Source organism: Gemmobacter caeni (assembly GCF_003054195.1).
GTDB classification, from domain to species: domain Bacteria; phylum Pseudomonadota; class Alphaproteobacteria; order Rhodobacterales; family Rhodobacteraceae; genus Gemmobacter; species Gemmobacter caeni.
This window is the reverse complement of the sequence record NZ_QBKP01000003.1, coordinates 274,268-294,042: the sequence shown is the minus strand read 5'-3', so window position 1 is coordinate 294,042 and position 19,775 is coordinate 274,268. Positions and strand designations below refer to the sequence as shown.

At 64.8% G+C, this 19,775-nt stretch carries 21 protein-coding genes and 1 tRNA gene; 8 read left to right on the top strand and 14 right to left on the bottom strand.

The genetic code is table 11. From position 1 onward, the window contains the following. Nucleotides 1-33: 33 nt before the first annotated feature. From C8N34_RS06785 to C8N34_RS06735, 11 genes are all read right to left on the bottom strand, one after another. Entirely contained in the window at nt 34-885 is an 852-nt protein-coding gene (locus tag C8N34_RS06785; protein ID WP_108128280.1) for an outer membrane protein assembly factor BamD, read from the bottom strand. Nucleotides 886-1,047: 162 nt separating this feature from the next. Then, nucleotides 1,048-1,968 carry a UDP-3-O-acyl-N-acetylglucosamine deacetylase gene (gene lpxC / locus C8N34_RS06780; RefSeq protein ID WP_108128279.1) on the bottom strand — a complete coding sequence of 307 codons (921 nt, stop codon included), beginning with the start codon at nt 1,966-1,968 and terminating at the stop codon, nt 1,048-1,050. A gap of 237 nt (nt 1,969-2,205) precedes the next feature. Further along, a complete protein-coding gene (ftsZ, locus tag C8N34_RS06775) occupies nt 2,206-3,855 on the bottom strand; it encodes a cell division protein FtsZ (protein WP_108128278.1) in 1,650 nt (549 codons plus the stop codon). A gap of 213 nt (nt 3,856-4,068) precedes the next feature. Next, complete coding sequence (gene ftsA, locus C8N34_RS06770; protein ID WP_054301795.1) at nt 4,069-5,403, bottom strand: cell division protein FtsA; 1,335 nt, start codon at nt 5,401-5,403, stop codon at nt 4,069-4,071. Continuing rightward, nucleotides 5,400-6,356 (bottom strand): cell division protein FtsQ/DivIB, encoded by a 957-nt coding sequence (locus tag C8N34_RS06765; RefSeq protein ID WP_108128277.1) that lies wholly within the window; start codon nt 6,354-6,356, stop codon nt 5,400-5,402. The genes ftsA and C8N34_RS06765 overlap by 4 nt, the downstream gene beginning before the upstream one ends. After that, entirely contained in the window at nt 6,344-7,267 is a 924-nt protein-coding gene (locus C8N34_RS06760) for a D-alanine--D-alanine ligase (protein WP_108128276.1), read from the bottom strand. The genes C8N34_RS06765 and C8N34_RS06760 overlap by 13 nt, the downstream gene beginning before the upstream one ends. Nucleotides 7,268-7,305: 38 nt before the next feature. Further along, entirely contained in the window at nt 7,306-8,232 is a 927-nt protein-coding gene (gene murB, locus C8N34_RS06755; RefSeq protein ID WP_054301792.1) for a UDP-N-acetylmuramate dehydrogenase, read from the bottom strand. A gap of 42 nt (nt 8,233-8,274) precedes the next feature. Beyond that, complete coding sequence (locus tag C8N34_RS06750; RefSeq protein WP_108128275.1) at nt 8,275-9,003, bottom strand: SDR family NAD(P)-dependent oxidoreductase; 729 nt, start codon at nt 9,001-9,003, stop codon at nt 8,275-8,277. After that, nucleotides 9,000-9,479 (bottom strand): aromatic-ring-hydroxylating dioxygenase subunit beta, encoded by a 480-nt coding sequence (locus C8N34_RS06745; RefSeq protein ID WP_054301790.1) that lies wholly within the window; start codon nt 9,477-9,479, stop codon nt 9,000-9,002. Before C8N34_RS06745 ends, C8N34_RS06750 begins: the two co-directional genes overlap by 4 nt. Then, nucleotides 9,476-10,816, bottom strand: coding sequence for an aromatic ring-hydroxylating dioxygenase subunit alpha (locus C8N34_RS06740; protein WP_108128274.1), 1,341 nt, complete (start codon nt 10,814-10,816; stop codon nt 9,476-9,478). The genes C8N34_RS06745 and C8N34_RS06740 overlap by 4 nt, the downstream gene beginning before the upstream one ends. Nucleotides 10,817-10,827: 11 nt before the next feature. Next, nucleotides 10,828-11,778, bottom strand: coding sequence for a PDR/VanB family oxidoreductase (locus C8N34_RS06735; protein WP_242013766.1), 951 nt, complete (start codon nt 11,776-11,778; stop codon nt 10,828-10,830). 142 nt (nt 11,779-11,920) lie between these two features. Here C8N34_RS06735 and C8N34_RS06730 point away from each other — a divergent pair, with 142 nt between their 5' ends. From C8N34_RS06730 to C8N34_RS06710, 5 genes are all read left to right on the top strand, one after another. Continuing rightward, nucleotides 11,921-12,409 carry a MarR family winged helix-turn-helix transcriptional regulator gene (locus tag C8N34_RS06730; RefSeq protein ID WP_108128273.1) on the top strand — a complete coding sequence of 163 codons (489 nt, stop codon included), beginning with the start codon at nt 11,921-11,923 and terminating at the stop codon, nt 12,407-12,409. Between the two features lie 168 nt (nt 12,410-12,577). Continuing rightward, nucleotides 12,578-13,600: a TRAP transporter substrate-binding protein gene (locus C8N34_RS06725; RefSeq protein WP_108128272.1), complete on the top strand. Its 1,023-nt coding sequence runs from the start codon at nt 12,578-12,580 to the stop codon at nt 13,598-13,600. Nucleotides 13,601-13,653: 53 nt separating this feature from the next. After that, nucleotides 13,654-14,163 (top strand): TRAP transporter small permease, encoded by a 510-nt coding sequence (locus C8N34_RS06720; RefSeq protein ID WP_054301786.1) that lies wholly within the window; start codon nt 13,654-13,656, stop codon nt 14,161-14,163. Further along, nucleotides 14,156-15,475, top strand: coding sequence for a TRAP transporter large permease (locus C8N34_RS06715; RefSeq protein ID WP_108128271.1), 1,320 nt, complete (start codon nt 14,156-14,158; stop codon nt 15,473-15,475). Before C8N34_RS06720 ends, C8N34_RS06715 begins: the two co-directional genes overlap by 8 nt. Next, complete coding sequence (locus C8N34_RS06710; RefSeq protein ID WP_054301784.1) at nt 15,472-16,032, top strand: GNAT family N-acetyltransferase; 561 nt, start codon at nt 15,472-15,474, stop codon at nt 16,030-16,032. Before C8N34_RS06715 ends, C8N34_RS06710 begins: the two co-directional genes overlap by 4 nt. A 32-nt stretch (nt 16,033-16,064) precedes the next feature. Here the strand turns inward: C8N34_RS06710 and C8N34_RS06705 are convergent, their stop codons facing one another. Both C8N34_RS06705 and C8N34_RS06700 read right to left on the bottom strand, forming a co-directional pair. Then, nucleotides 16,065-16,817 carry an SDR family oxidoreductase gene (locus C8N34_RS06705; protein ID WP_108128270.1) on the bottom strand — a complete coding sequence of 251 codons (753 nt, stop codon included), beginning with the start codon at nt 16,815-16,817 and terminating at the stop codon, nt 16,065-16,067. A gap of 102 nt (nt 16,818-16,919) precedes the next feature. Beyond that, nucleotides 16,920-17,003 (bottom strand) — tRNA-Leu (locus tag C8N34_RS06700). A gap of 161 nt (nt 17,004-17,164) precedes the next feature. On the opposite strand from C8N34_RS06700, the gene C8N34_RS06695 reads away from it, so the two are divergent. The 3 genes from C8N34_RS06695 (at nt 17,165) to C8N34_RS06685 (ending at nt 18,850) form a co-directional block, all read left to right on the top strand. Continuing rightward, nucleotides 17,165-17,869, top strand: a complete 705-nt coding sequence (locus C8N34_RS06695) for a CoA transferase subunit A (RefSeq protein ID WP_108128269.1) — start codon at nt 17,165-17,167, stop codon at nt 17,867-17,869. Beyond that, the gene (locus tag C8N34_RS06690) at nt 17,869-18,498 is read left to right on the top strand and encodes a CoA transferase subunit B (RefSeq protein ID WP_108128268.1); all 630 of its coding nucleotides are present in this window, start codon (nt 17,869-17,871) and stop codon (nt 18,496-18,498) included. Before C8N34_RS06695 ends, C8N34_RS06690 begins: the two co-directional genes overlap by 1 nt. Nucleotides 18,499-18,559: 61 nt before the next feature. Next, complete coding sequence (locus tag C8N34_RS06685; protein WP_054301780.1) at nt 18,560-18,850, top strand: GNAT family N-acetyltransferase; 291 nt, start codon at nt 18,560-18,562, stop codon at nt 18,848-18,850. Here C8N34_RS06685 and C8N34_RS06680 read toward each other — a convergent pair. Beyond that, nucleotides 18,847-19,725: a lytic transglycosylase domain-containing protein gene (locus C8N34_RS06680; protein WP_108128267.1), complete on the bottom strand. Its 879-nt coding sequence runs from the start codon at nt 19,723-19,725 to the stop codon at nt 18,847-18,849. The two genes, C8N34_RS06685 and C8N34_RS06680, sit on opposite strands and share 4 nt — an antisense overlap. Between the last annotated feature and the right edge of the window lie 50 nt (nt 19,726-19,775).

Below are 19,775 nucleotides of genomic sequence, written 5' to 3'. Positions count from 1 at the left end.
CCCGAACCGGAAGAGGGGTGGGCCCCCTCCCCCTTACAGCCACTCGCCCTTGATCATCTGGCGATAGACCTTGGCCAGCCAGCTGTTGCCCTTGGCCTTCGGCTCCAGCCCCCGCTTGGTCAGCAGCTTGTAGCTGTCGTCATAGAACGGGCTGGACTGGTAGTTATGGCCCAGAATCGCGCCTGCCGTCTGCGCCTCGTCCGTCAGGCCAAGGCCCAGATAGGCTTCAACCAGACGATGCAGCGCCTCGGCGGTATGGGTGGTGGTCTGGAAATCCTGCACCACCACGCGGAAGCGGTTGATGGCAGCAGTGTAATGGCGCTGCTTCAGATAGTAGCGGCCGATTTCCATTTCCTTCGCCGCCAGATGGTCGAAGGCCAGATCGAATTTCAGCATCGCCGAACGGGCATATTCGCTGTCGGGATACTGCTCGATCACTTCGCGCAGCGCCTGAAGCGCCTGGAAGGTCAGGCCCTGATCGCGGCCGACCTCGTCGATCTGGTCATAATAGCTGAGCGCCATGAGGTATTTGGCATAGGCCGCATCCTCGTCACCCGGATAGAAATCAAGGAACCGCTGTGCCGCCTGCCGCGCCTCTTCGTAGTCGCGGTTCTTGTGATAGGTGAAGGCCTGCATGATCAGCGCACGGCGGGCCCAGTCGGAATAGGGATAGAGCCGCTCCACCTCGGTGAAATAGTGGATGGCATTCTTGGGATTGCGTTCGCCTTCCAGCGTCAGCTCGCCCTTCTTGTAAATCTGCTCCGCGCTGAGCGTATCAAGCGGCACTTCCTTGCTGGCAGCCCCGCCGCCCCCGCCGCAACCGGCAAGCATACCTACCAGAAGCAGGCAGCCCAGAACAGCCGCGCCCGATTTTCCGCCCGTCATCTCTTGCACATCTGCCTCGTCACTTCCGGCCCTTGCGGGCAAAAGTCCCGCGCGGCTTGGTCCCTGACGGCGGCCCGCCAAGGCTGTTCGGCTTGTCCTAGCATGAAAAACGGGAGAGGCAAAACGCCTTTCTTGCCACCAGCCCGCGGCATCCGCCTAGCGTCAGTGATGCACGGGCAGATCGCCCGGATGCACACCCATGCCCGGCAGCTTGCAACCCGTTACCGTGCCGCAATCCACCGGCATCCAGGCCGATGGATCGGCGAACAGGGCGCGCAGCAGGCGGTTCGTCATGGCGTGACCGGCCCGGATGCCGGTGTAGCGGCCAAGAATCGGCCCCCCGGCCAGCGCCAGATCCCCCAGCGCATCCAGCATCTTGTGGCGCACGGGTTCATCCGCATGGCGCAGGCCACCGGGGCTCAGCACCTGGCCGTTTTCAAACACCACGGCATTTTCCAGCGTGCCACCCAGGGCCAGCCCGTTGGCGCGCATCCGGTCGACATCGGCCTGAAGGCAGAAGGTGCGGCTGTCGCACAATTCGCGCACGAAGGCCCCGTTCGCCATGTTCAGCATCTTGGTCTGCTTGCCGATCGCGGCTTCAGCAAAGTCGATGCGGAAATCGATTTCCAGCATGTCCGAGGGTTCAAGCCGTGCAACCGCATCCCCCTCGCGCACTTCGACCGGCTTCAGGACGCGGATCGCACGCACACGGGCGGCCTGTTCGACCAGACCGACCTCAAGGAATTTTTCAACAAAGGGCACGGCCGAACCGTCGAGGATCGGCACTTCCGGCCCGTCAATCTCGATCACGGCGTTGTGGATGGCACATCCCGCAAGAGCGGCCATGATATGTTCGATGGTCGAAACGCTGGACCCGGCCGCATTGGCCACGAGTGTGCACAATTTCGACGGGACAACGGCATCCCAGCGCGCAGGAATGTCGGCCTCGGCGGCAGGCAGGTCGGTCCGGCGGAACAGAATCCCCGAATCCTCGGCCGCCGGGTGCACGATCATGCGCACCGGCTGGCCCGAATGCAGGCCAAGACCATCAAAGACAGCGGCGGATTTCAACGTGTTCTGCACGTCAGGTGACCCTTGATTATTCCACTCGCGGCACTGCACCAAGGCTGGCACAAAACCGCTCAGTTTAGGTAGTTCCGATGGGATCAGACCTCAACTCACACATTGTGACGAGTTGTAACACTGGCCGTAACACAGCGGGACATTCCGCCGACACGGCACTAAGCTCATGCTTTAAATAGACAAAAGGCCCACTTGCGCGGGCCTTTTGTGTAAAAAATGTGACCTGCTTCCCCTGGGTCAGTTTGCCTGACGGCGCAGGAAAGCCGGGATCTCGATCCGCTCCTGATCGGCCGAAAGCTCGGGCTCGTCGTCATAGGCCTGCACCTGCGGCTGCTGACGCGGCGCCGGACGTTCGGCTGCCGGTTCCGCCGCATGGCCTGCCATGCGATTGATCAGCGAGCCGATGCCGAAGCGCGGTTTTTCCTGCGCACGCGCCGGGGCGGCCGGGGCTTGCGGCGCAGCCGGGCGCTGTGCAGCGGGCGGTGCCTTGCTGACAGCGGCTTGCAGACGGGCCAGCGCCTCGGGCGAAGGCTGACCAGCGGCACGCGGACGCGGAGCAACAAAATTGCCCGCATCGGCATCATGGGCGGCAAAGCTGCGGGACTGCGGGGCCGGTTGCGGCGCAGCAGGCTGCGGACGGTAGGCCGGGGGCGGCATGTCGTCCACTGCCTCGTCCTCGTGCATCGGCTCGAACCCGGCGGCGGGCGTGTCGAACAGCGCGGCCTGTTGCGGCTGCGGGGCCGGAGCGACCGGCGCAGCGGCCTGCTGGGCGGGCACTACCTGCACCGTCACAGCCGGGCGAGCCTCGGCGGCACGGACTTCGACGCGCGGCTCCGGCTTCTGCTCGGGCGCCGGGGCGAAGCTGGGCGCAGCGCTGCCCATCGGGCGACGGGTCGGGGTTTCGGCGCGGTTCGAAGCCGAAGCGTCGATGCCGGTCGCCACGACCGATACGCGGATCGCGCCTTCCATTTCCGGGTCGAGCGTGGAGCCGACGATGATATTGGCGTCGGGGTCCACCTTTTCGCGGATGATGTTCGCGGCCTCATCCAGTTCGAACAGGGTCAGATCATAGCCGCCCGTGATATTGATCAGCACGCCTTTGGCGCCGTTCAGGCTGATCTCGTCCAGCAGCGGGTTGGCAATCGCTTTCTCGGCGGCCTGCACGGCGCGGTCTTCGCCGGTCGCCTCGCCGGTGCCCATCATCGCCTTGCCCATCTCGTCCATCACGGCACGCACATCCGCAAAGTCGAGGTTGATCAGGCCGGGCCGCACCATCAGATCGGTCACGCCCTTGACGCCCTGATACAGGACGTCATCGGCCATGGCGAAGGCTTCGGTAAAGGTGGTGCGTTCGTTGGCCAGGCGGAACAGGTTCTGGTTCGGAATGATGATCAGCGTGTCGACCACCTTCTGAAGCGCCTCGATTCCGTCCTCGGCCTGCTTCATCCGCTTGTTGCCCTCGAACTGGAAGGGCTTGGTCACAACGCCGACCGTCAGCACACCCAGTTCACGCGCGGCCTGCGCGATGATCGGCGCGGCGCCGGTGCCGGTGCCGCCACCCATGCCGGCGGTGATGAAGCACATGTGGACCCCGGCCAGATGATCCACGATCGCCTCGATCGTTTCCTCGGCGGCGGCGGCGCCGACCGAGGGGCGCGCACCTGCGCCCAGACCTTCGGTCACCCGCGGCCCCATCTGGATGCGGGCCCCGGCGCGCGACTGTTGCAGCGCCTGCGCATCGGTATTGGCGACGACGAACTCCACACCCTCGAGGTTCTTCTCGATCATGTTGTCAACGGCATTGCCGCCTGCCCCGCCCACACCGAACACGGTGATGCGCGGCTTCAACTCTTCACTCTGGGAGGTCATCATCAGATTCAGTGCCATTGCAAATCCGCCTGCTTTTCTTGGGGCCGCCGTTTTCTCGTTCTTTATCAGGATTTTGCCCGTGCCTGTCCCGCACGCCTTGATCCTGAGTTATCCGCAATTCTATCCACAGTGGCTTGCGCCGTCACCTAAAAAACACACAAAACCCACAAAATATGGGGGATAACGCCGCCATTTCAGCGGGATTTCGCCATGACCGCAATTTGTTGCGGGTTACCAGTTGTCCCGGAACCATTTGATGGCCCTCTTGAGCGACCGCGCCGGATAGCGTTCGGCCGGAATGTCGAAGTCCCACCATTCGTCCTGCGGATGGGTGGCAAACAGGCAAAGCCCGACCGACGAGGAAAATGCAGGTCCGGTAACGGCCTGCGGCAGGCCCTGGATGCGCAGGGGCCGTCCCAGACGGACCCGCTGCCCCAGGATGCGCGCCGCCAGACCGTCCAGACCGGGGATCTGGCTCGCGCCGCCGGTCAGCACGATCTGCTGGCTTGGCAGATGCTCGAACCCGGCCGCATCCAGCCGCACGCGCGCCTCTTCGAGGATTTCCTCGACGCGCGGGCGGATAATGCCGATCAGCTCGGTCCGGCTGACCTGACGGCGATCCTTTTCCCAGTCGCCGCTGTCGCCGCCGATCTCGATCATCTCGCGGTCATCCATGCTGGTGGCATGCACACCGCCGTGTTTGGTCTTGATCCGCTCGGCCACCGTCATCGGCACCTGAAGGCCTTTGGCAATGTCGGAGGTGATGTGATCGCCGCCCATGCGGACCGAATCCGCATAGATCATATGCTTCTTGATGAAGATGGAGATGCCGGTCGACCCGCCCCCCATGTCGATGCAGGCGGCACCCAGCTCCTGTTCGTCCTCGACGAGGCTGGAAATGCCCGAGACATAGGCCGAGGATGCGATGCCCGCGACCTCCAGATCGCAGCGGTTGATGCAATAGAACAGGTTCTGCACCACGCTCGCCTCGACCGACAGCAGGTGCATGTCGCAGGCCAGACGGTTGCCGATCTGTCCGCGCGGGTCGCCCATGCCAGTGCGATGATCCAGCGCGAAGTTCACAGGCTGGGCATGCAGCACCTCGCGCCCCTGCCCGATGTCGGGCATGTCGCAGGCGGCCAGCGCGCGCGCCACATCATGTTCGGTGACAACACTGTCCGCCAGTTCGATCTCGCCCGCCAGGCCATAGCTGCGCGGCTCTGCGCCCGAAAAACAGGCGATGACGTGATCGACCCGAACATTGGCCATTTTCTGTGCCGCCTGAACGGCGGTGCGGATGGCGCGCTCGGTTTCGTTCATCGCGTGGATCTCGCCAAAGCGCACCCCGCGTGACCGGGTTGTCGCCGCGCCGATGATGCGGAACTGCGACTGACCGGCCATGGACCCCACGCCATCGGTTTCGCGCCGCCGCTCCGGCCCGTCGAAGCGCAGGACCAGACAGGCGATCTTGCTCGACCCGATGTCGAGAATGGCGACGACGCCCCGCTGCATGGCGGCGCGGCGCATGTTCCGCATGGCACGTTGCGAATGATAGAGATCGGTCACAGGGCGTTCTCCAAGGTCTCAAGCCCCTTGGCGCGGCGCAGGCTCCGCAGGGCATCGGCTGAAAGGCGAATGGTGGGGCGGGCCTGATTGCGCAGGTCCACGGCGATGATGTCACGGCCAAGCAGATCCTCGGCCTTGTCGAGCGCCAGAAGGCGTTCCAGCGCCCGCACCGGATTGTCGGCGGGCAGCAGGATGCGCTGATCACGGTCCAGCACCAGATCCCAGCGACGTTCGCCAATCCGAACAAGACCGCGCAGACGCGGCAGTACGGGTTTGGCGGCGGCAACGATGGCCAGCGCCTCTGCGGCGGCCTTGTCGGCGCCAAGGCCGGTCACCACTGGCAGATCGGGACGGTCGGCCCGTTCCAGCACCTGCGCCACGCGGCGGCCCGAAGCATCGAGCAGGTCAAGCTCGGCTTCCTTGCGCCAGATCAGCGCGGGCTTGCGTTCGGTGATCTGCACCGACAGCACGCCCCCCGACCCCACCTTGACCTCGGCCTGCGCCACGGCATCCAGAGTACGGATGCGGGTCGCCGCGGCCTCAAGGTCGATGGCGAAGCGCGAAACCGGCAGCTTCACATCCAGCATCTCGCGGATCGCGGCATCCAGCGAAGGCGAGGCGCCGGTGACCTGCAGGACCGAGACGCGAAATTCCGGACGGTTCTCGATGGCCTGACGCCACTCGCCCACCTGGGCGAAAATCGCATTGCGCCGTGCTTCGGGACCGAAGGCAATCGCGCCAACGGCCGCCACGCACAGGACCGGCACCCCGACCCGCATAAGCACCCGGAACGCGGGCGTCAGCCACAGCCGCTGCATCCGGTAGGCCATGCGCGTCGGCGCAGGGTCCCGGCGCGGCGCGGGCGTATAGGCCGCCTGCGGAACATAGCCCTGCTGCGGCGCGCGGGCGCGCGGCGCATCGGGGTAGCGGCGGTCAGCAGTCAGCGGTCGCATGACGCATCCTCCACGATCCAGCGGCAGAGATCCGGGAAGCTGATGCCGTGGAAGGCTGCCTGCTCGGGCGCGAGCGACGTGGGCGTCATCCCCGGCTGGGTATTGGTTTCCAGCAGGATCAGCCCGGCCATCCCGCGACTTTCATCCCAGCGGAAATCCGACCGGCTGAGCCCCCGGCAACCGAGCGCCCGGTGTGCGCGAAGCGCGTAATCCAGACAGGCCGCCTCGATTTCGGCCGGGATATTGGCCGGAACCTCGTGCCGCGACCCGCCCGCCTTGTATTTGGCGTCATAGTCATACCAGCCAGAGGTGATGATATCAGTGACCGCCAGCGCGCGGTCGCCCATCACGGCGCAGGTAAATTCGCGCCCAGGCACATAGGTTTCGACCATAACCCGCTCGGGCATGTTGTCGGAAAGCTGCGGCGGGCCGTTGGCGGCCTCATGCACCAGATAGACCCCGACCGAAGAGCCTTCGTTATAGGGTTTCACCACATAAGGCGGCTGCATCACATGGCGCGTGCGCACCTCGTCGCGGGGGGCGATCAGGCTTTCCGCCACCGGCAGCCCGGCGGCCCGGAAGGTCTGCTTCGAGCGCTCTTTATCCATGGCCAGCGCCGAGGCCAGCACACCCGAATGCGTATAGGGGATACGCAGCCATTCCAGCAGACCCTGAACGCAACCATCCTCGCCCCAGCGGCCATGCAGGGCGTTGAACACGACGTCAGGAGAGATTTCATGCAGGCGCACGGCCAGATCGGGGCCAGCCTCGACCTCGACCACCTCAAACCCGGCTACCCGCAAAGCGTTGGCGCATTCACGCCCGGACGACAGCGACACCTCCCGCTCTGCGGAACGGCCGCCCATCAATACCGCTACACGGGAGCACGTCCTGCCCGACTTGCCCGCCATTTACTGCCTCTTCAGGGTCTTTGCCCCGATATTCTTCGTTATTTTGTCGCCGGTTCGCCGACGCGCATGATTTCCCACTCTAGCGTGATCCCGCTGTGTTGGAAAACCCTTTTTCGTACTTCCTCACCCAGATTTTCCAGATCGGCGGCTGTCGCCCCTCCGGCGTTGATCAGGAAGTTGGAATGCATCTCGCTCATTTGCGCGCCGCCGATGCGGGCGCCGCGCATGCCAGCCTCATCAATCACCTTCCAGGCTTTCAGCTCATGCGTGTCATCCGCCGCGCCGGTGGAGCTGCGCCCCAGCGGGTTGCGAAAGGTGGAACCGGCGCTGCGGTCCTTGGTGGGCTGGCTCGCGTCGCGTTTGGCCAACTGATCCTCCATCCGCGCCGCCAGCGCGGCAGGATCGCCCGCAGGCGCGTTAAAGGTGGCACCGATCACCACGGCGCCATCCGGCAGGTCGGATTGGCGATAGCGCAGGTTCAGCGCAGCGGCGGGCAGGGTTTCAATCTGCCCCGACCGCGTGACAATGCGGATTTCCTCCAGAAAATCCGCGACGTAGTGGCCGTAGCAGCCCGCGTTCATCCGCACCGCCCCGCCGATAGAACCGGGGATAGTGCGCAGGAAGGTCAGGTCGCGCCCGGCCTCGGCGGCTTTCCGCGCAACATGGGCGTCCAGCGCGGCGGCCCCCGCCGTGACGCGTCCGCCCTCTACCGTGATACCGTTGAAACCGCGCCCGAGGCGGATCACCACTGCCCGGATACCGCCATCACGGACGATGAGGTTCGACCCGACCCCCATCGGGAACACCGGCACCCCGGGCGGCAACACCGCCAGAAATTCGGCCAGATCGGCCTCGTCGGCGGGCTGGAACAGCCAGTCGGCCGGGCCGCCGACGCGCAGCCAGGTCAGATCGGAAAGCGGACGGTCCGGCGTCAGCGCGCCGCGCGGGGTGGGAAGCGTGGTCATAGCTCTCTGGTAGCCGCCTGCCCTGCCCCGCGCAAGCCATGGCTACAGGCTCATGCTTCCCACGCTCGCGCCACCGCAGACATAAAGCGTCTGGCCGGTGACGAAGCCAGAGGCCGGATCACAGAAGAACAGGAAGGCGTTGCTGACATCCTCGACCGTGCCCAGCCGCCCGACCGGAATGCGTTTCGCCAGTTCCGCCTCGCGTGCGCTGCCCTTGGGCACGATGCCCCAGAAATTGTCGGTCTGGATCGGTCCGGGCGCCACCACATTGACGGTGATGCCATGCGGCGCCAGTTCCAGCGCCCAGGTTCGCGCCATGCCGATCATCCCCGCCTTGCTGGCGGAATAGGCGGTGCGCGTCGGCACGCCCAGCGCCGCGCGCGAGCCATTGAACAGGATACGCCCGAAGCGCCGCGCCTTCATCGCGGGCAAGGCGGCCTGCACCAGCGACAGCGCCGCGCCAAGGTGCAACTGCGCAAGGCCGGTGATGTCGGCGGGTTGCGCCTCCTCCACCAGCTTCGGCCAGACCAGCCCGGCGTTGTGGATGACATGTGTCACCTCATGCCGGGCGGCGATGGCGGCGGCGGCCTCGGTCACAGCCGCGCTGTCCAGCAGATCAACCGACATATTCTCCAGCCGGTCATGGCTGAATTCGGCCGGGCCGCGCGACAGGTTGATCACCCGGTAGCCGCGCGCCAGCAGACGCCCGGCCAGATCGGCGCCGATGCCCTTGCTCGCGCCGGTGATGACGGCGGTGAAATCCGCGCTCATGGCAGCAACTGGATATTGCCGAAGGCGGCATCGCAATTGAGGATGTCGACCCGTTTGTTGGCGATGCGCAACCGCCCGTCAATCAGCGCCAGATCATGCTGCGCGGTCAGCGCCAGCAGCATCTGCTCATCCAGCCGCGTCTCGATATAGTGCATCTGCGTCGTGGTGCGGATGCGCCCGCTCTCAAGATCGATCTCGTCCACCCAGGGGCGTTGCAACACATGATGACAGCGGCTTTTCGGTTTCTGGCTGAAGGTGCGCGCGCCGTTCAGACGCTCCACCCGGACCTTGAGCATAAAGATATCCTCATACATCAGCGAGGTCACGTTCAGCGGATCAGTCTGCTTGTAGTCGAGCGGCATCCAGTAGTGCCCGTCCTTCAGCCAGAGCGCCAGCCAGTCGTCATAGCGCCCCTCGTCCAGCATCCGCGCCTCGTCATAGAGGAAGTCGATGATGTCGTCCTTCGTCACGCTCATTCCGCGGCCTCCCGTGCCGGCATGTCATGGGTCATGAACTTCACCCAGGCATGGAACTGGTTGCGCATCTGTTTTTCCGTGGTGCCGTTCAGCACGCTTTCCTGTTCGAAATCCTCGTCCGGGTCGTAAAGGCGCTGGATGTTCACCCATTCCATTCCATCGGCCTGCAAGCCTTCCTGCGCACGCTCATACATCTCCAGATCGTCATGGCCGACGATCGAGGTGGGGGCGTTGATCATGCGGTTATACATGGCGGTGCGCGCGGTCAGCTCCTCGGGTGCATCGACCAGCCGGTAGATATAGCTTTCCACCAGCGTCTTGTCAGCGGCGAGCGGAATGAACACGCGCAGTTGCTGGATCGGGCCCTTGATCATGATGTTCGGGAAATAGACCGTGTTGTGCCGGTTCTCGCCCAGAATGGCGCGGGCCTTTTCCTCGCCATGGGTGGCCGACAGCTTGTCCAGATAGCCCGGAATCTCGGTGTAGTTCGAATGAATCGAATGATGCACGCCGGTATGGCCATGGCCATTGGGCCAGGTACGGATGCCCATATTCTCAAAGAATTCATAGGGCGACGTGAAGGGGGCGATGATCTCCATCGCCGGGGGCAGCGGCGTGCCCTCGGGCATGTCGAGTTCCTTCCACAGCCGCACCGCCGTCCCGGCCGAGCTTTCATGCGCGACCATCGGGTGACAGGTGTCGGTCTGGTTCTCGACCAGCATCTTCCAGTTGCACTTGTGCATGTAGCGGAGCGGCGGCCCCGCCACCTCCAGCCGCTGTGCGGGCGAGCGGTCCACCATATTGTCGATGGAAGACAACGAGCCGCCGAAGAAATCCTCGAAGGAAATCCCCTCTTCCGCCAGACGGCAGAAGATGAAACCCCGGTAGTTCATCACCGCGCCCACGGATTTCATGCCATGGCCCGCATCGGTCTGCTCGAACCCCGTATTTTCGTAACCCTTCTTCAGCGGGATCGCCAGAAGGCAGCCATCGGTCTTGAACGACCAGGCGTGATAGGGGCAGCGGAAGAATTTGCCGGTGTTGCCGGTGCGGTCGATCACCAGCTTGGTGCCCTTGTGCGGACAGCGGTTGTAAAGAACGTAGATCTCGCCATCCGTATGCCGCACCTGGATGACCGGCTGATCGCCGACCATGGTGGTGAAGTAATCGCCCTTGTTCGGGGTCTGGCTGTCATGGCCCACGAAGATCCAGGCATTGGCAAAGAGATGCTTCATCTCCAGCCGGTAGACTTCGGGGTCGATATAGACGTCGCGATGCACCTGATGCCCCTGCACCAGAGCCGCGACCGCCGCCTTGTCGCCGGTATAACGTGTCATGGCTTCCTCCCTCAGAGATCAAGCACCAGCCGCAGCGATTTCGCCCGGCTGACGCAGATTTGCATGAGCTTCCCGGCCGCGCGCTCGGCCTCGGACAGCACCACGTCGCGGTGATCGGGTTCGCCCGAGATCACGCCGCACTGACAGATGCCGCAATCGCCGCGCTGGCAGTCGTAGACCAGATCGACGCCGCCTTCCTCCAGCACCTCGATGATGCTGCGGTCGGGCGGGATGGTGAAGGTCTGGCCGGTGGAGGCAAGCTCCACCTCGAAGGCGGTGTCGCCCGCCTCGGCCTGCGGGGCGTCGAACAGTTCGAAATGTACACGGCTGGCCGGGATGCCCGCCGCCTCGGCCTTCTGGCGCAGCGCGTCGAGCATGCCGCGCGGTCCGCAGGCATAGATGTGCCGGTCGCCCAGTGCGGCAAGCAGCGCGTCCAGATTCAGCGCGGTGGCCGGATCGTCGTCGCAATGCGCGGTGAAGGCCGGGCCGAAGGTTTCCGCCAGAGCGGACGCATAGGCCATCAGCCCGGCACTGCGCCCGGCGTAATGGAATTCAAAGGGTGTGCCCGCCGCCTTCAGCGCGGTGGCCATGGAAATCATCGGCGTCACGCCGATGCCACCCGCCAGCAGAGCAGCAGGCGCCCCGGCCACCAGCGGAAAATCGCATTTTGGCAGGCTGAGCGTGACCTCCGCCCCTTCCGCCAGCCCGTGCATGAAGCGCGAGCCACCTTTGCCCTCGGGTTCCAGTTGCACCGCGATGCGATACTCCGCCGGTGCCTCCGGCACGGGGGCCAGCGCGATCAGCGAATAGGCCCGGCTGTCGCCATCGGGCAGCGAGACGCGGACATGGGCGCCCGGCTCCCATCCCGGCAACGGGCGCTCGGCCACGCCGGTCAGGCGGAACTCGCGAATACGGTTGGTCAGTGGCTGGATGGCCGTGATTCTGGCTTTGATGCTGTGCACGTTTCGTCCTCCCCTCCACAAAACATGAAATTTCATGTAAATTTCGTCAAGCGTTTTTTTCACCGCCCGGCGCGACGCTGACCGCCCTTCGCATTGACAACCCGCCCCGCCCCGGCGTTCTTCTGCCAGACCGGAGGACTGCATGACCGACACCACCCCCGCGCCCGAGACAGAGACCGGACTGAAAGACACTTTCGTTTCGGGCTATCTGCTGTATTTGCTGGCCGCCGCGAGCGAGGCCGCCAGCGCGCAGTTTCACGCGCGGGTGCGCGAAGAAGGTCTTCGCGTGCCCGAATGGCGGGTGCTGGCGTGTCTGCATGACCGTGACGGCGCCATGGTGACCCGACTGGCGCAATTCGCGCTTATCGAACAGTCGCGCCTGACCAAGATCATCGCGCAGATGGAGGATCGCGGCCTCGTCACCCGGCGCGGCGACCCCGAGGATCGCCGCCGCACGCGGGTTTACCTGTCGTCCGAAGGCCGCGCGCTGGCCGAGGCGCTGGTGATCGAGGCCCGTCGGCACGAAGCTGATCTGCTGAATATCCTCGCAGGCAGCGACGGCGCCCGAATCAAACAAGCCCTGCGCGCGCTGATCGACCGGCTGGCCCCGGCCGAGACGCTGGACGCCTGACCCGCCCCGAAGATCCCCCGAAAATCCCTGTGCCACAAGAAATTGCGGCGCATCGCATCCTCACATGAAAAATCAGTTCACAACTGGCTGATTCTGTGGATACATGAAATTGCATATAATGAGCCCGCCGGAAGAGGAGCTGTCGGGCCGCACAACAGGGAGACCACCGTGACCAGGATTGCACGCCTTCTTGCCAGCGCCGCCGTTGCCGTCTGCACCGCCGCCGCCGCCCATGCCACCGAGACGCTGACCATCTCGAGCTGGCTGCCGCCGACCCACCCGATCAACACCGGCATGCTGGAAGGGCTGGTGAAGATGATGGAAGAGGCCACCGACGGCCAGGTCACCGGCGAGATCAAGCTTGGCCTCGCCCCGCCGCCCGCCCAGATGGATCTGGTGATGGATGGTGCTGCCGACATGACGGTGATCTTCCACGGCTACCAGCCGGGCCGGTTCATCGGCACTCAGCTCATTGAACTGCCGGGCTATCCGGGCAATGCGGAGGCCGCCTCGGTTGCCTACTGGCATGTGCAGAAGGCTTTCCTTGACAAGTTGGACGAACATCGTGGCGTCAAGCTGATCGCGCTGACCACCCATGGTCCGGGCCAGATCCACTCCAGCAAGGAAATCAATACGCTGGCCGATCTGAAGGGTCTGAAAACCCGCCTCGGCGGCGGCGTTTCGGCCGAAGTGGGCGCCGAACTTGGCCTCGTCGGCATTCAGGTGCCCGCGCCCAAGGTCTATGAGACGCTGGCCTCCGGCGCCGCGGACGCGGTGGCAATGAACATGGGCGAACGTGTCAGCTTCAAGCTGAACGAAGTGGCGAAGAACGTCTATGAAATGCCCGGCGGCTTCTATCGCGGCTCCTTCGCGGTGCTGATGAGCCAGGAACGTTTCGACAGCCTGCCCGAGGATGTGCAGAAGGCGCTGGACGAAAAGGTGTTCGGCGAACCGGCCAGCCGCATGATGGGTGCCGTCTGGGACCAGAGCGACAATGACGCCCGCGCCGCGACCGAGGCGGCGGCCGACAACAAGATCGTCACGGCCAGCGCGGAAGATCAGGCTGCCTTCGCCGAAATGGCCGCGCGGGTGCGCGAAAAGGTTCTGGCGCAGATTTCTGCCGCAGGCATCGACGCACAGGCAGCCTATGATATGGTCATGACAGAGATGACCGCCGCCGCCGGCAACTGACGCGACCCAAGGGCGCGCCGGACCGGCGCGCCCCACGCCTGCGGGAGCCCCTGATGATACCCTTGATCCGCCTCATGCGGCGCCTTTCGGTGCTGCCTGTCCTTCTTGCTTCTGTCACCCTGTTCGCGCTCATGGTGCTGACCTTCTGCGATGTGGTGCTGCGGTCGGCCTTCAGCGCGCCCATCGAGGCCGCCACCGAACTGACCCGCATCGCCATCGCCATCATCGTCTTCGCCTCGCTGCCCGTTCTTTCGGGGCGCGGCGGCCATATCGCGGTGGACCTGCTGGACCCGATCTTCGCCCGGCTGCATCTTGAACGTCTGCGCGACGGCATCGTCACCACCCTTTCGGGGGTCATGCTGCTGTGGCCTGCCTGGCGCATCGTCGATCTGGCCGAACGCGCCCGCAGCTATGGCGACGTGACCGAGTACCTCGCCATCCCCGTTTCCACCGTCACATGGTTCATCGCAATTATGACCTTTCTCACCGCTGCCGTGCTGATTGTACGCGGCCTGATGATCTGGCTGGCCCCGCGCCTGCTGTGGGAGGCCGGGCATGACTGACTCGCTCATCGGCTTCGCTGCCGTTCTGGTGCTTGTGTTGCTGCGCATGCCCATCGCCTTTGCCATGGGTCTGGTCGGTCTTGTGGGCTATGCGCTGGAAACCAACTTTCGCGGCGCCATCTCCATGGCGGCCCGGCTGGTGATCGACACCAGCCAGGATTATGGCCTGTCGGTGGTGCCACTGTTCATCCTGATGGGGCTGTTCGTCAACAAGGGCGGCATCAGCCGCGAGCTTTATCAGGTCTCGAACGCCTTCCTGGGCCATTTCCGGGGTGGCCTTGCCATGGCGACCATCGTGGCCTGCGGCGGGTTCGCCGCAATCTGCGGCTCGTCTCTGGCGACCGCCGCCACCATGTCGAAGGTCGCCATGCCCGAGATGCGGAAATACGGCTATGCCGACAGCCTTTCCACCGCCTCCATCGCGGCCGGCGGCACGCTGGGCATCCTGATCCCGCCCTCGGTCATCCTCGTGATCTACGGGCTGCTGACCGAAACCTCTATCGGGCAGTTGTTCATCGCCGGGATCATCCCCGGCGCACTGGGTATCCTGTTTTACCTGGCTGCCGTCTATATCTCGGTCCTGCGCAATCCTGCTGCCGGTCCGGCGGGACCGCGCGCGACCTGGGGGCAACGTCTGGCGGCGCTGCGCGGTGTCTGGTCGGTGCTGCTCTTGTTCGGGCTGGTGATTGGCGGGCTCTACGGCGCGCTGGATGTCTGGCCGATCCATCTGACCTTCTCGCCGACCGAAGCGGCGGGCATGGGGGCGATGGGCGCCTTCCTGATCGCGCTGGCGCGCGGCGGTCTGACGCTCGCCGACATCCGCGAGGTGCTGGAGGAAACCGCGCTGACCACCGCTTCGCTGTTCGCGGTACTGATCGGGGCGTGGATCTTCTCGAACTTCGTCAATATCGCGGGCCTGCCCGAGGCGCTGGCCAATGGCGTGATGGAGATGGGCCTCGCCCCCTGGATGGTCATGGCGCTGATCGTGCTGATCTATGTGGCGCTTGGCTGCGTGTTCGAAAGCCTGTCGATGCTGCTGCTGACGGTGCCGATCTTCTTTCCGCTGGTCACCGGCATGGGCTTCAACCCGGTATGGTTCGGCATCATCGTGGTGGTGGTGACGGAAATCAGCCTGATCACCCCGCCGGTCGGGCTGAACGTGTTCATCCTGAAAGGTGTGGTCGGCAATGTGTCCACCGCGACGATCTTCCGCGGGGTGACGCCCTTCTGGATGATGGACATCCTGCGCCTGCTGCTTCTGCTGCTGATCCCGGGGCTGACGCTGTTCCTGCCCTCGCAGATGCTGCCATGAGCGGGCTGCCGCCCCTGCCCCACCAGACGGCGCGGCTTTCGCTGCGCCGTTTTGTCCCTGAGGATTTCGCGGCCTATGCCGATTGTCACCGACGGGCCGAGGTTTATCGCCATCTTTACACCGCCCCGCCCGAGGGCGAGGCGCTGGCCCAGCAATTCGCCCGCGCCTGCGATCCGCGGTTCGAGGACGAGGGCGATGCCTTCCGGCTGGCGGTCTGCCGCCAGACGGACGGGGCTCTGCTGGGTGAGGTGGTGCTGAAATATGCCAACCGCATCGCGCGTCAGGGCGAGCTTGGATATATCTTCCACCCCGATTACGCCGGACAGGGCTACGCGACCGAGGCCGCCGGGGCCATGCTGGCGCTTGGCTTCGGTCCCTGCGGCCTGCATCGCATCTTCGCCCGCATCGCCAGCCGCAACGAGGCTTCCTGGCGCCTTGCCGACCGTCTTGGCCTGCGCCGGGAGGCGCATCTGGTGGAGAACGACTTCTTCGAAGGCGTCTGGGGCGACGAGTTCATCTATGCCCTGCTGGGGCGCGAGTGGCGCGACCGGGGCTGAGCGCTGCCCCGCATCGGGACAGCGCGCAAGGCTCAAAGCTTGCTGATCGAATTGCCCCCATCCGCCAGCATCGCCGTGCCGGTCACGAAAGACGCCTTGTCAGACAGCAGGAACAGCGCCGCATTGGCGATTTCCGCAGGCTCCGCCATCCGCTTCAGCGCGTGCAGGCCGCGCACGAAGTCATGGAATCCGGCATCCTCTCCGGCCATGGGCGTCATCGTCCCGCCGGGCAGCAGCGCGTTGACACGGATGTTCTCGGCTCCGTGCTCTGCCGCCAGAACCTGCGTCATGCCGATCAGCCCGGCTTTCGCTGCCGCATAGGCCGCCATACCCGGCAATCCGACCGTGTGCCCGACAAAGGTCGAGGTAAAGACGATGGAGCCAGCGCCACGTCGGCGCAGCGCCGGGATCTGGGCCCTGGCCGCATGAAAGCCGCTGGTCAGATTGACGGCGATGACCTTGTGCCAGTTTTCCTCGGTCATGTCGGGCACCGGCCCCAGCTCTCCGGTCATGCCGGCATTGTTGAATGCACCGTCAAGCCCGCCAAACCGGGTTTCCGCCAGCGCCACCAGATCAGCGGCATAGGCACCGTTTTCGACATCCCCGGCCAGAAAGGCAGCCTCGCCCCCCTTCTCCGCGATCTCGGCCACAAGATCGGCCAGCAGATCGCCACGCCGCGCGCCCAGCACCAGCCTTGCCCCTTCGGCAGCGAAAATCCGCGCCGCAGCCGCCCCGATCCCGCTGCTTGCGCCGGTGACAATGATGATCTTTCGATCCAGTAGCATTTCCGTCTTCCTTTCCTGAAGCTCGGAACTGTCTAGGAAAACGGGATGTGCCGACCGACCCGGTTCTTGCGCAAAGGCCGGACTGCCAGGCCAGCGCGCGTCTGGTGCGGGTGGCGGGGCTCGAACCCGCACGGGATACCCCTGGCGATTTTAAGTCGCCTGTGTCTACCATTCCACCACACCCGCACTGGCCTGCAACTTACATGGCGGCGCGGCGTGGTAAAGGGCACATCCCGCACGGCCCCATGCTTTCCGTGCGGCCCTGCTGCAATGCGGCACGGGTTCGATTGACTTGGGCCGTTGCAATCGCCACAACTTGACCCCGGAGAGTTTGCGGGGAGAGACGCATGGACAAGACATATGCGAGCGCCGGGGCGGCGCTGGAGGGGTTGCTGTTCGACGGCATGACGATGGCGGCGGGAGGCTTCGGCCTTTGCGGCATCCCCGAACTGCTGATCGACGCGATCAAGGCAGCGGGAACGAAGGACATCACCATCGCCTCGAACAACTGTGGCGTGGATGATTTCGGTCTGGGCGTACTGCTCAAGACCCGGCAGATCAGGAAGATGATCTCGTCCTATGTCGGCGAGAATGCCGAATTCATGCGCCAGTATCTGTCGGGCGAACTGGAGCTGGAATTCAACCCGCAAGGCACGCTGGCCGAACGGATGCGGGCGGGCGGCGCGGGCATTCCCGGCTTCTACACCGCCACCGGCGTCGGCACCGTGATCGCGGAAGGCAAGGATGTGAAGGTCTTCAACGGCCGCGAATACATCCTTGAAACCGGCATCGTGGCGGATGTGTCCATCGTGAAGGCATGGAAGGCCGATCCCTCGGGCAACTTGGTGTTCCGCAAGACCGCGCGCAACTTCAACGTACCCGCCGCCACCTGCGGCAAGGTCTGCGTGGCCGAGGTCGAGGAAATCGTGCCGCTGGGCAGCCTTGACCCCGATCACATCCACCTGCCGGGCATCTATGTCCACCGCATCGTGCAGGGCCAGCACGAGAAGCGCATCGAACAGCGCACTACCCGCAAGAAGGAGCAAGCCTGATGCCCTGGGATCGCAATCAGATGGCGGCACGCGCCGCGCAGGAGCTTCAGGACGGCTGGTATGTGAACCTCGGTATCGGCATTCCGACGCTGGTGTCGAACTACATCCCCGAAGGCGTCAACGTCACGCTGCAATCGGAAAACGGCATGCTGGGCATGGGCCCCTTCCCCTATGAGGGCGAAGAGGACGCGGACCTCATCAACGCCGGCAAGCAGACCATCACCGAACTGCCGCAGACCGCCTATTTCGACAGCGCGACCTCCTTCGCCATGATCCGTGGTGGCAAGATCGCCATGGCGATCCTCGGCGCGATGGAAGTGGCGGAAAACGGCGATCTGGCGAACTGGATGATCCCCGGCAAGCTCGTGAAGGGCATGGGCGGCGCAATGGATCTTGTGGCGGGCGTGGGCCGCGTGGTGGTGGTGATGGACCACACCTCGAAGCATGGTGAGTCGAAGGTGCTGAAAGCCTGCACCCTGCCGCTGACCGGCAAGGCGGTGGTGGATCGTATCATCACAAATCTGGGCGTGCTGGACGTGGTGCCGGGCGGCCTGAAGATCGTCGAACTGGCCGATGGCGTGACCGAGGCCGATCTGCGCGCCGCCACCGAGGCGACGCTGGTCGGCTGACCTTGCAAGAATCTGGCTGCCCCGCCCTGTGCGGGGCGCCTGCGACCATCAGGAGGATTGCATGAGCGACTTCGAGATCACACGCGAAACCACGGGCTCGAAGGGCCGCTATGTCATTCGTCAGGGCGGCGAGGAGGCCGAACTGACCTATTCCATCACCTCGCCCCAGCTTGTCATCGCCGATCACACCGGCGTGCCCGACAGCTTTCGCGGCACCGGCGCCGGGTTGGCGCTGGTCCTGCGTCTGGTCGCGGATGCCCGGGCCGAGGGGTTCAAGGTCATGCCGCTTTGCCCCTTCGTCAATGCACAGCGCAAGCGCCACCCCGAATGGGCGGATGTCTTCGCGGTCTAACCCCCCGCCGCGATCACCTTGAAGACGCAGGGGTCCGAAAACAGCTCTGGCGGGGTCAGGCACAGGCCCTGTGCCACCTGCCAGGCTGCCAGCACCTTGGGCACATAATCCCGCGTTTCCGCATAGGGCGGGATGCCGCCATTGGCCTCCACCGCCCCCTCGCCCGCGTTATAGGCGGCCAGCACCATCAACGGGTCGCGGTCGAACCGCTTCATCAGCCAGTCGAGATAGGCGACCCCGCCCTTGATGTTCTGCGCGGGCACCTTGGAATCCGTCACACCGAACCGCTCGGCTGTTGCGGGGATCAACTGCATCAGCCCCTGCGCGCCCGCTGAACTGACCGCATCCGGGCGGCCCGCGCTTTCGATCCCGATGACGGCCAGCGCGAGCGCGGGCGAAACCTCGGTGCCGATGGTGGCTTTCAGGATGTCAGTGCCATAGGCCGAGGCGATATTCTGCATCGCTTGCAGACGCGGCGCGGCGACAGCCTTGCCGCCCGGCCCCTGCGACAACGCCGCCAGAGCCTGCGGGAAACGCCCCTGCACGGCCGCCCTGTCCGCAGGCACCTGTTCCCAGAACCATGCATAGGAAGACGCGGGTTTCGCCACCGGATCAGCCAGCGGTGCGGGCGGCGGCGCATCGGCCACCGACTGCGCCTCTTTCTCGCGGTCGACCTTGGGCGAGGCGGCGAGGCGGCGCGCCTGTTCCTCGGGGTCGATCTGCACGGTGATGCGCTTGCCAGCCCCCGAGCCGGGCACCTTGATTCGCCGGAATGTGAAATCCTCGAACGCCGGAGGCGTCTGGGCACCCGCCGGATGCCAGTGAAAGGGCAGAATCGCCCCCGTCAGAATCGTGACCAATACTGCCCGCCTCATGCGGATGCCTGCCCGTTTCCCGGTTTCTAGCCCCCCTACTGTCGCAGAAA

Excerpts from the sequence above, each read along its gene's own strand:
- C8N34_RS06680 (WP_108128267.1), bottom strand. The coding sequence starts at position 19,725 with ATGAGGCGGGCAGTATTGGTCACGATTCTGACGGGGGCGATTCTGCCC.
- C8N34_RS06745 (WP_054301790.1), bottom strand. The coding sequence starts at position 9,479 with ATGAGCGTGACGAAGGACGACATCATCGACTTCCTCTATGACGAGGCG.
- C8N34_RS06760 (WP_108128276.1), bottom strand. The coding sequence starts at position 7,267 with ATGGCGGGCAAGTCGGGCAGGACGTGCTCCCGTGTAGCGGTATTGATG.
- C8N34_RS06740 (WP_108128274.1), bottom strand. The coding sequence starts at position 10,816 with ATGACACGTTATACCGGCGACAAGGCGGCGGTCGCGGCTCTGGTGCAG.
- murB (WP_054301792.1), bottom strand. The coding sequence starts at position 8,232 with ATGACCACGCTTCCCACCCCGCGCGGCGCGCTGACGCCGGACCGTCCG.
- ftsZ (WP_108128278.1), bottom strand. The coding sequence starts at position 3,855 with ATGGCACTGAATCTGATGATGACCTCCCAGAGTGAAGAGTTGAAGCCG.
- C8N34_RS06695 (WP_108128269.1), top strand. The coding sequence starts at position 17,165 with ATGGACAAGACATATGCGAGCGCCGGGGCGGCGCTGGAGGGGTTGCTG.
- C8N34_RS06785 (WP_108128280.1), bottom strand. The coding sequence starts at position 885 with ATGACGGGCGGAAAATCGGGCGCGGCTGTTCTGGGCTGCCTGCTTCTG.
- C8N34_RS06750 (WP_108128275.1), bottom strand. The coding sequence starts at position 9,003 with ATGAGCGCGGATTTCACCGCCGTCATCACCGGCGCGAGCAAGGGCATC.
- C8N34_RS06685 (WP_054301780.1), top strand. The coding sequence starts at position 18,560 with ATGAGCGACTTCGAGATCACACGCGAAACCACGGGCTCGAAGGGCCGC.
- C8N34_RS06690 (WP_108128268.1), top strand. The coding sequence starts at position 17,869 with ATGCCCTGGGATCGCAATCAGATGGCGGCACGCGCCGCGCAGGAGCTT.
- C8N34_RS06710 (WP_054301784.1), top strand. The coding sequence starts at position 15,472 with ATGAGCGGGCTGCCGCCCCTGCCCCACCAGACGGCGCGGCTTTCGCTG.
- C8N34_RS06730 (WP_108128273.1), top strand. The coding sequence starts at position 11,921 with ATGACCGACACCACCCCCGCGCCCGAGACAGAGACCGGACTGAAAGAC.
- C8N34_RS06715 (WP_108128271.1), top strand. The coding sequence starts at position 14,156 with ATGACTGACTCGCTCATCGGCTTCGCTGCCGTTCTGGTGCTTGTGTTG.
- C8N34_RS06720 (WP_054301786.1), top strand. The coding sequence starts at position 13,654 with ATGATACCCTTGATCCGCCTCATGCGGCGCCTTTCGGTGCTGCCTGTC.
- C8N34_RS06705 (WP_108128270.1), bottom strand. The coding sequence starts at position 16,817 with ATGCTACTGGATCGAAAGATCATCATTGTCACCGGCGCAAGCAGCGGG.
- C8N34_RS06765 (WP_108128277.1), bottom strand. The coding sequence starts at position 6,356 with ATGCGACCGCTGACTGCTGACCGCCGCTACCCCGATGCGCCGCGCGCC.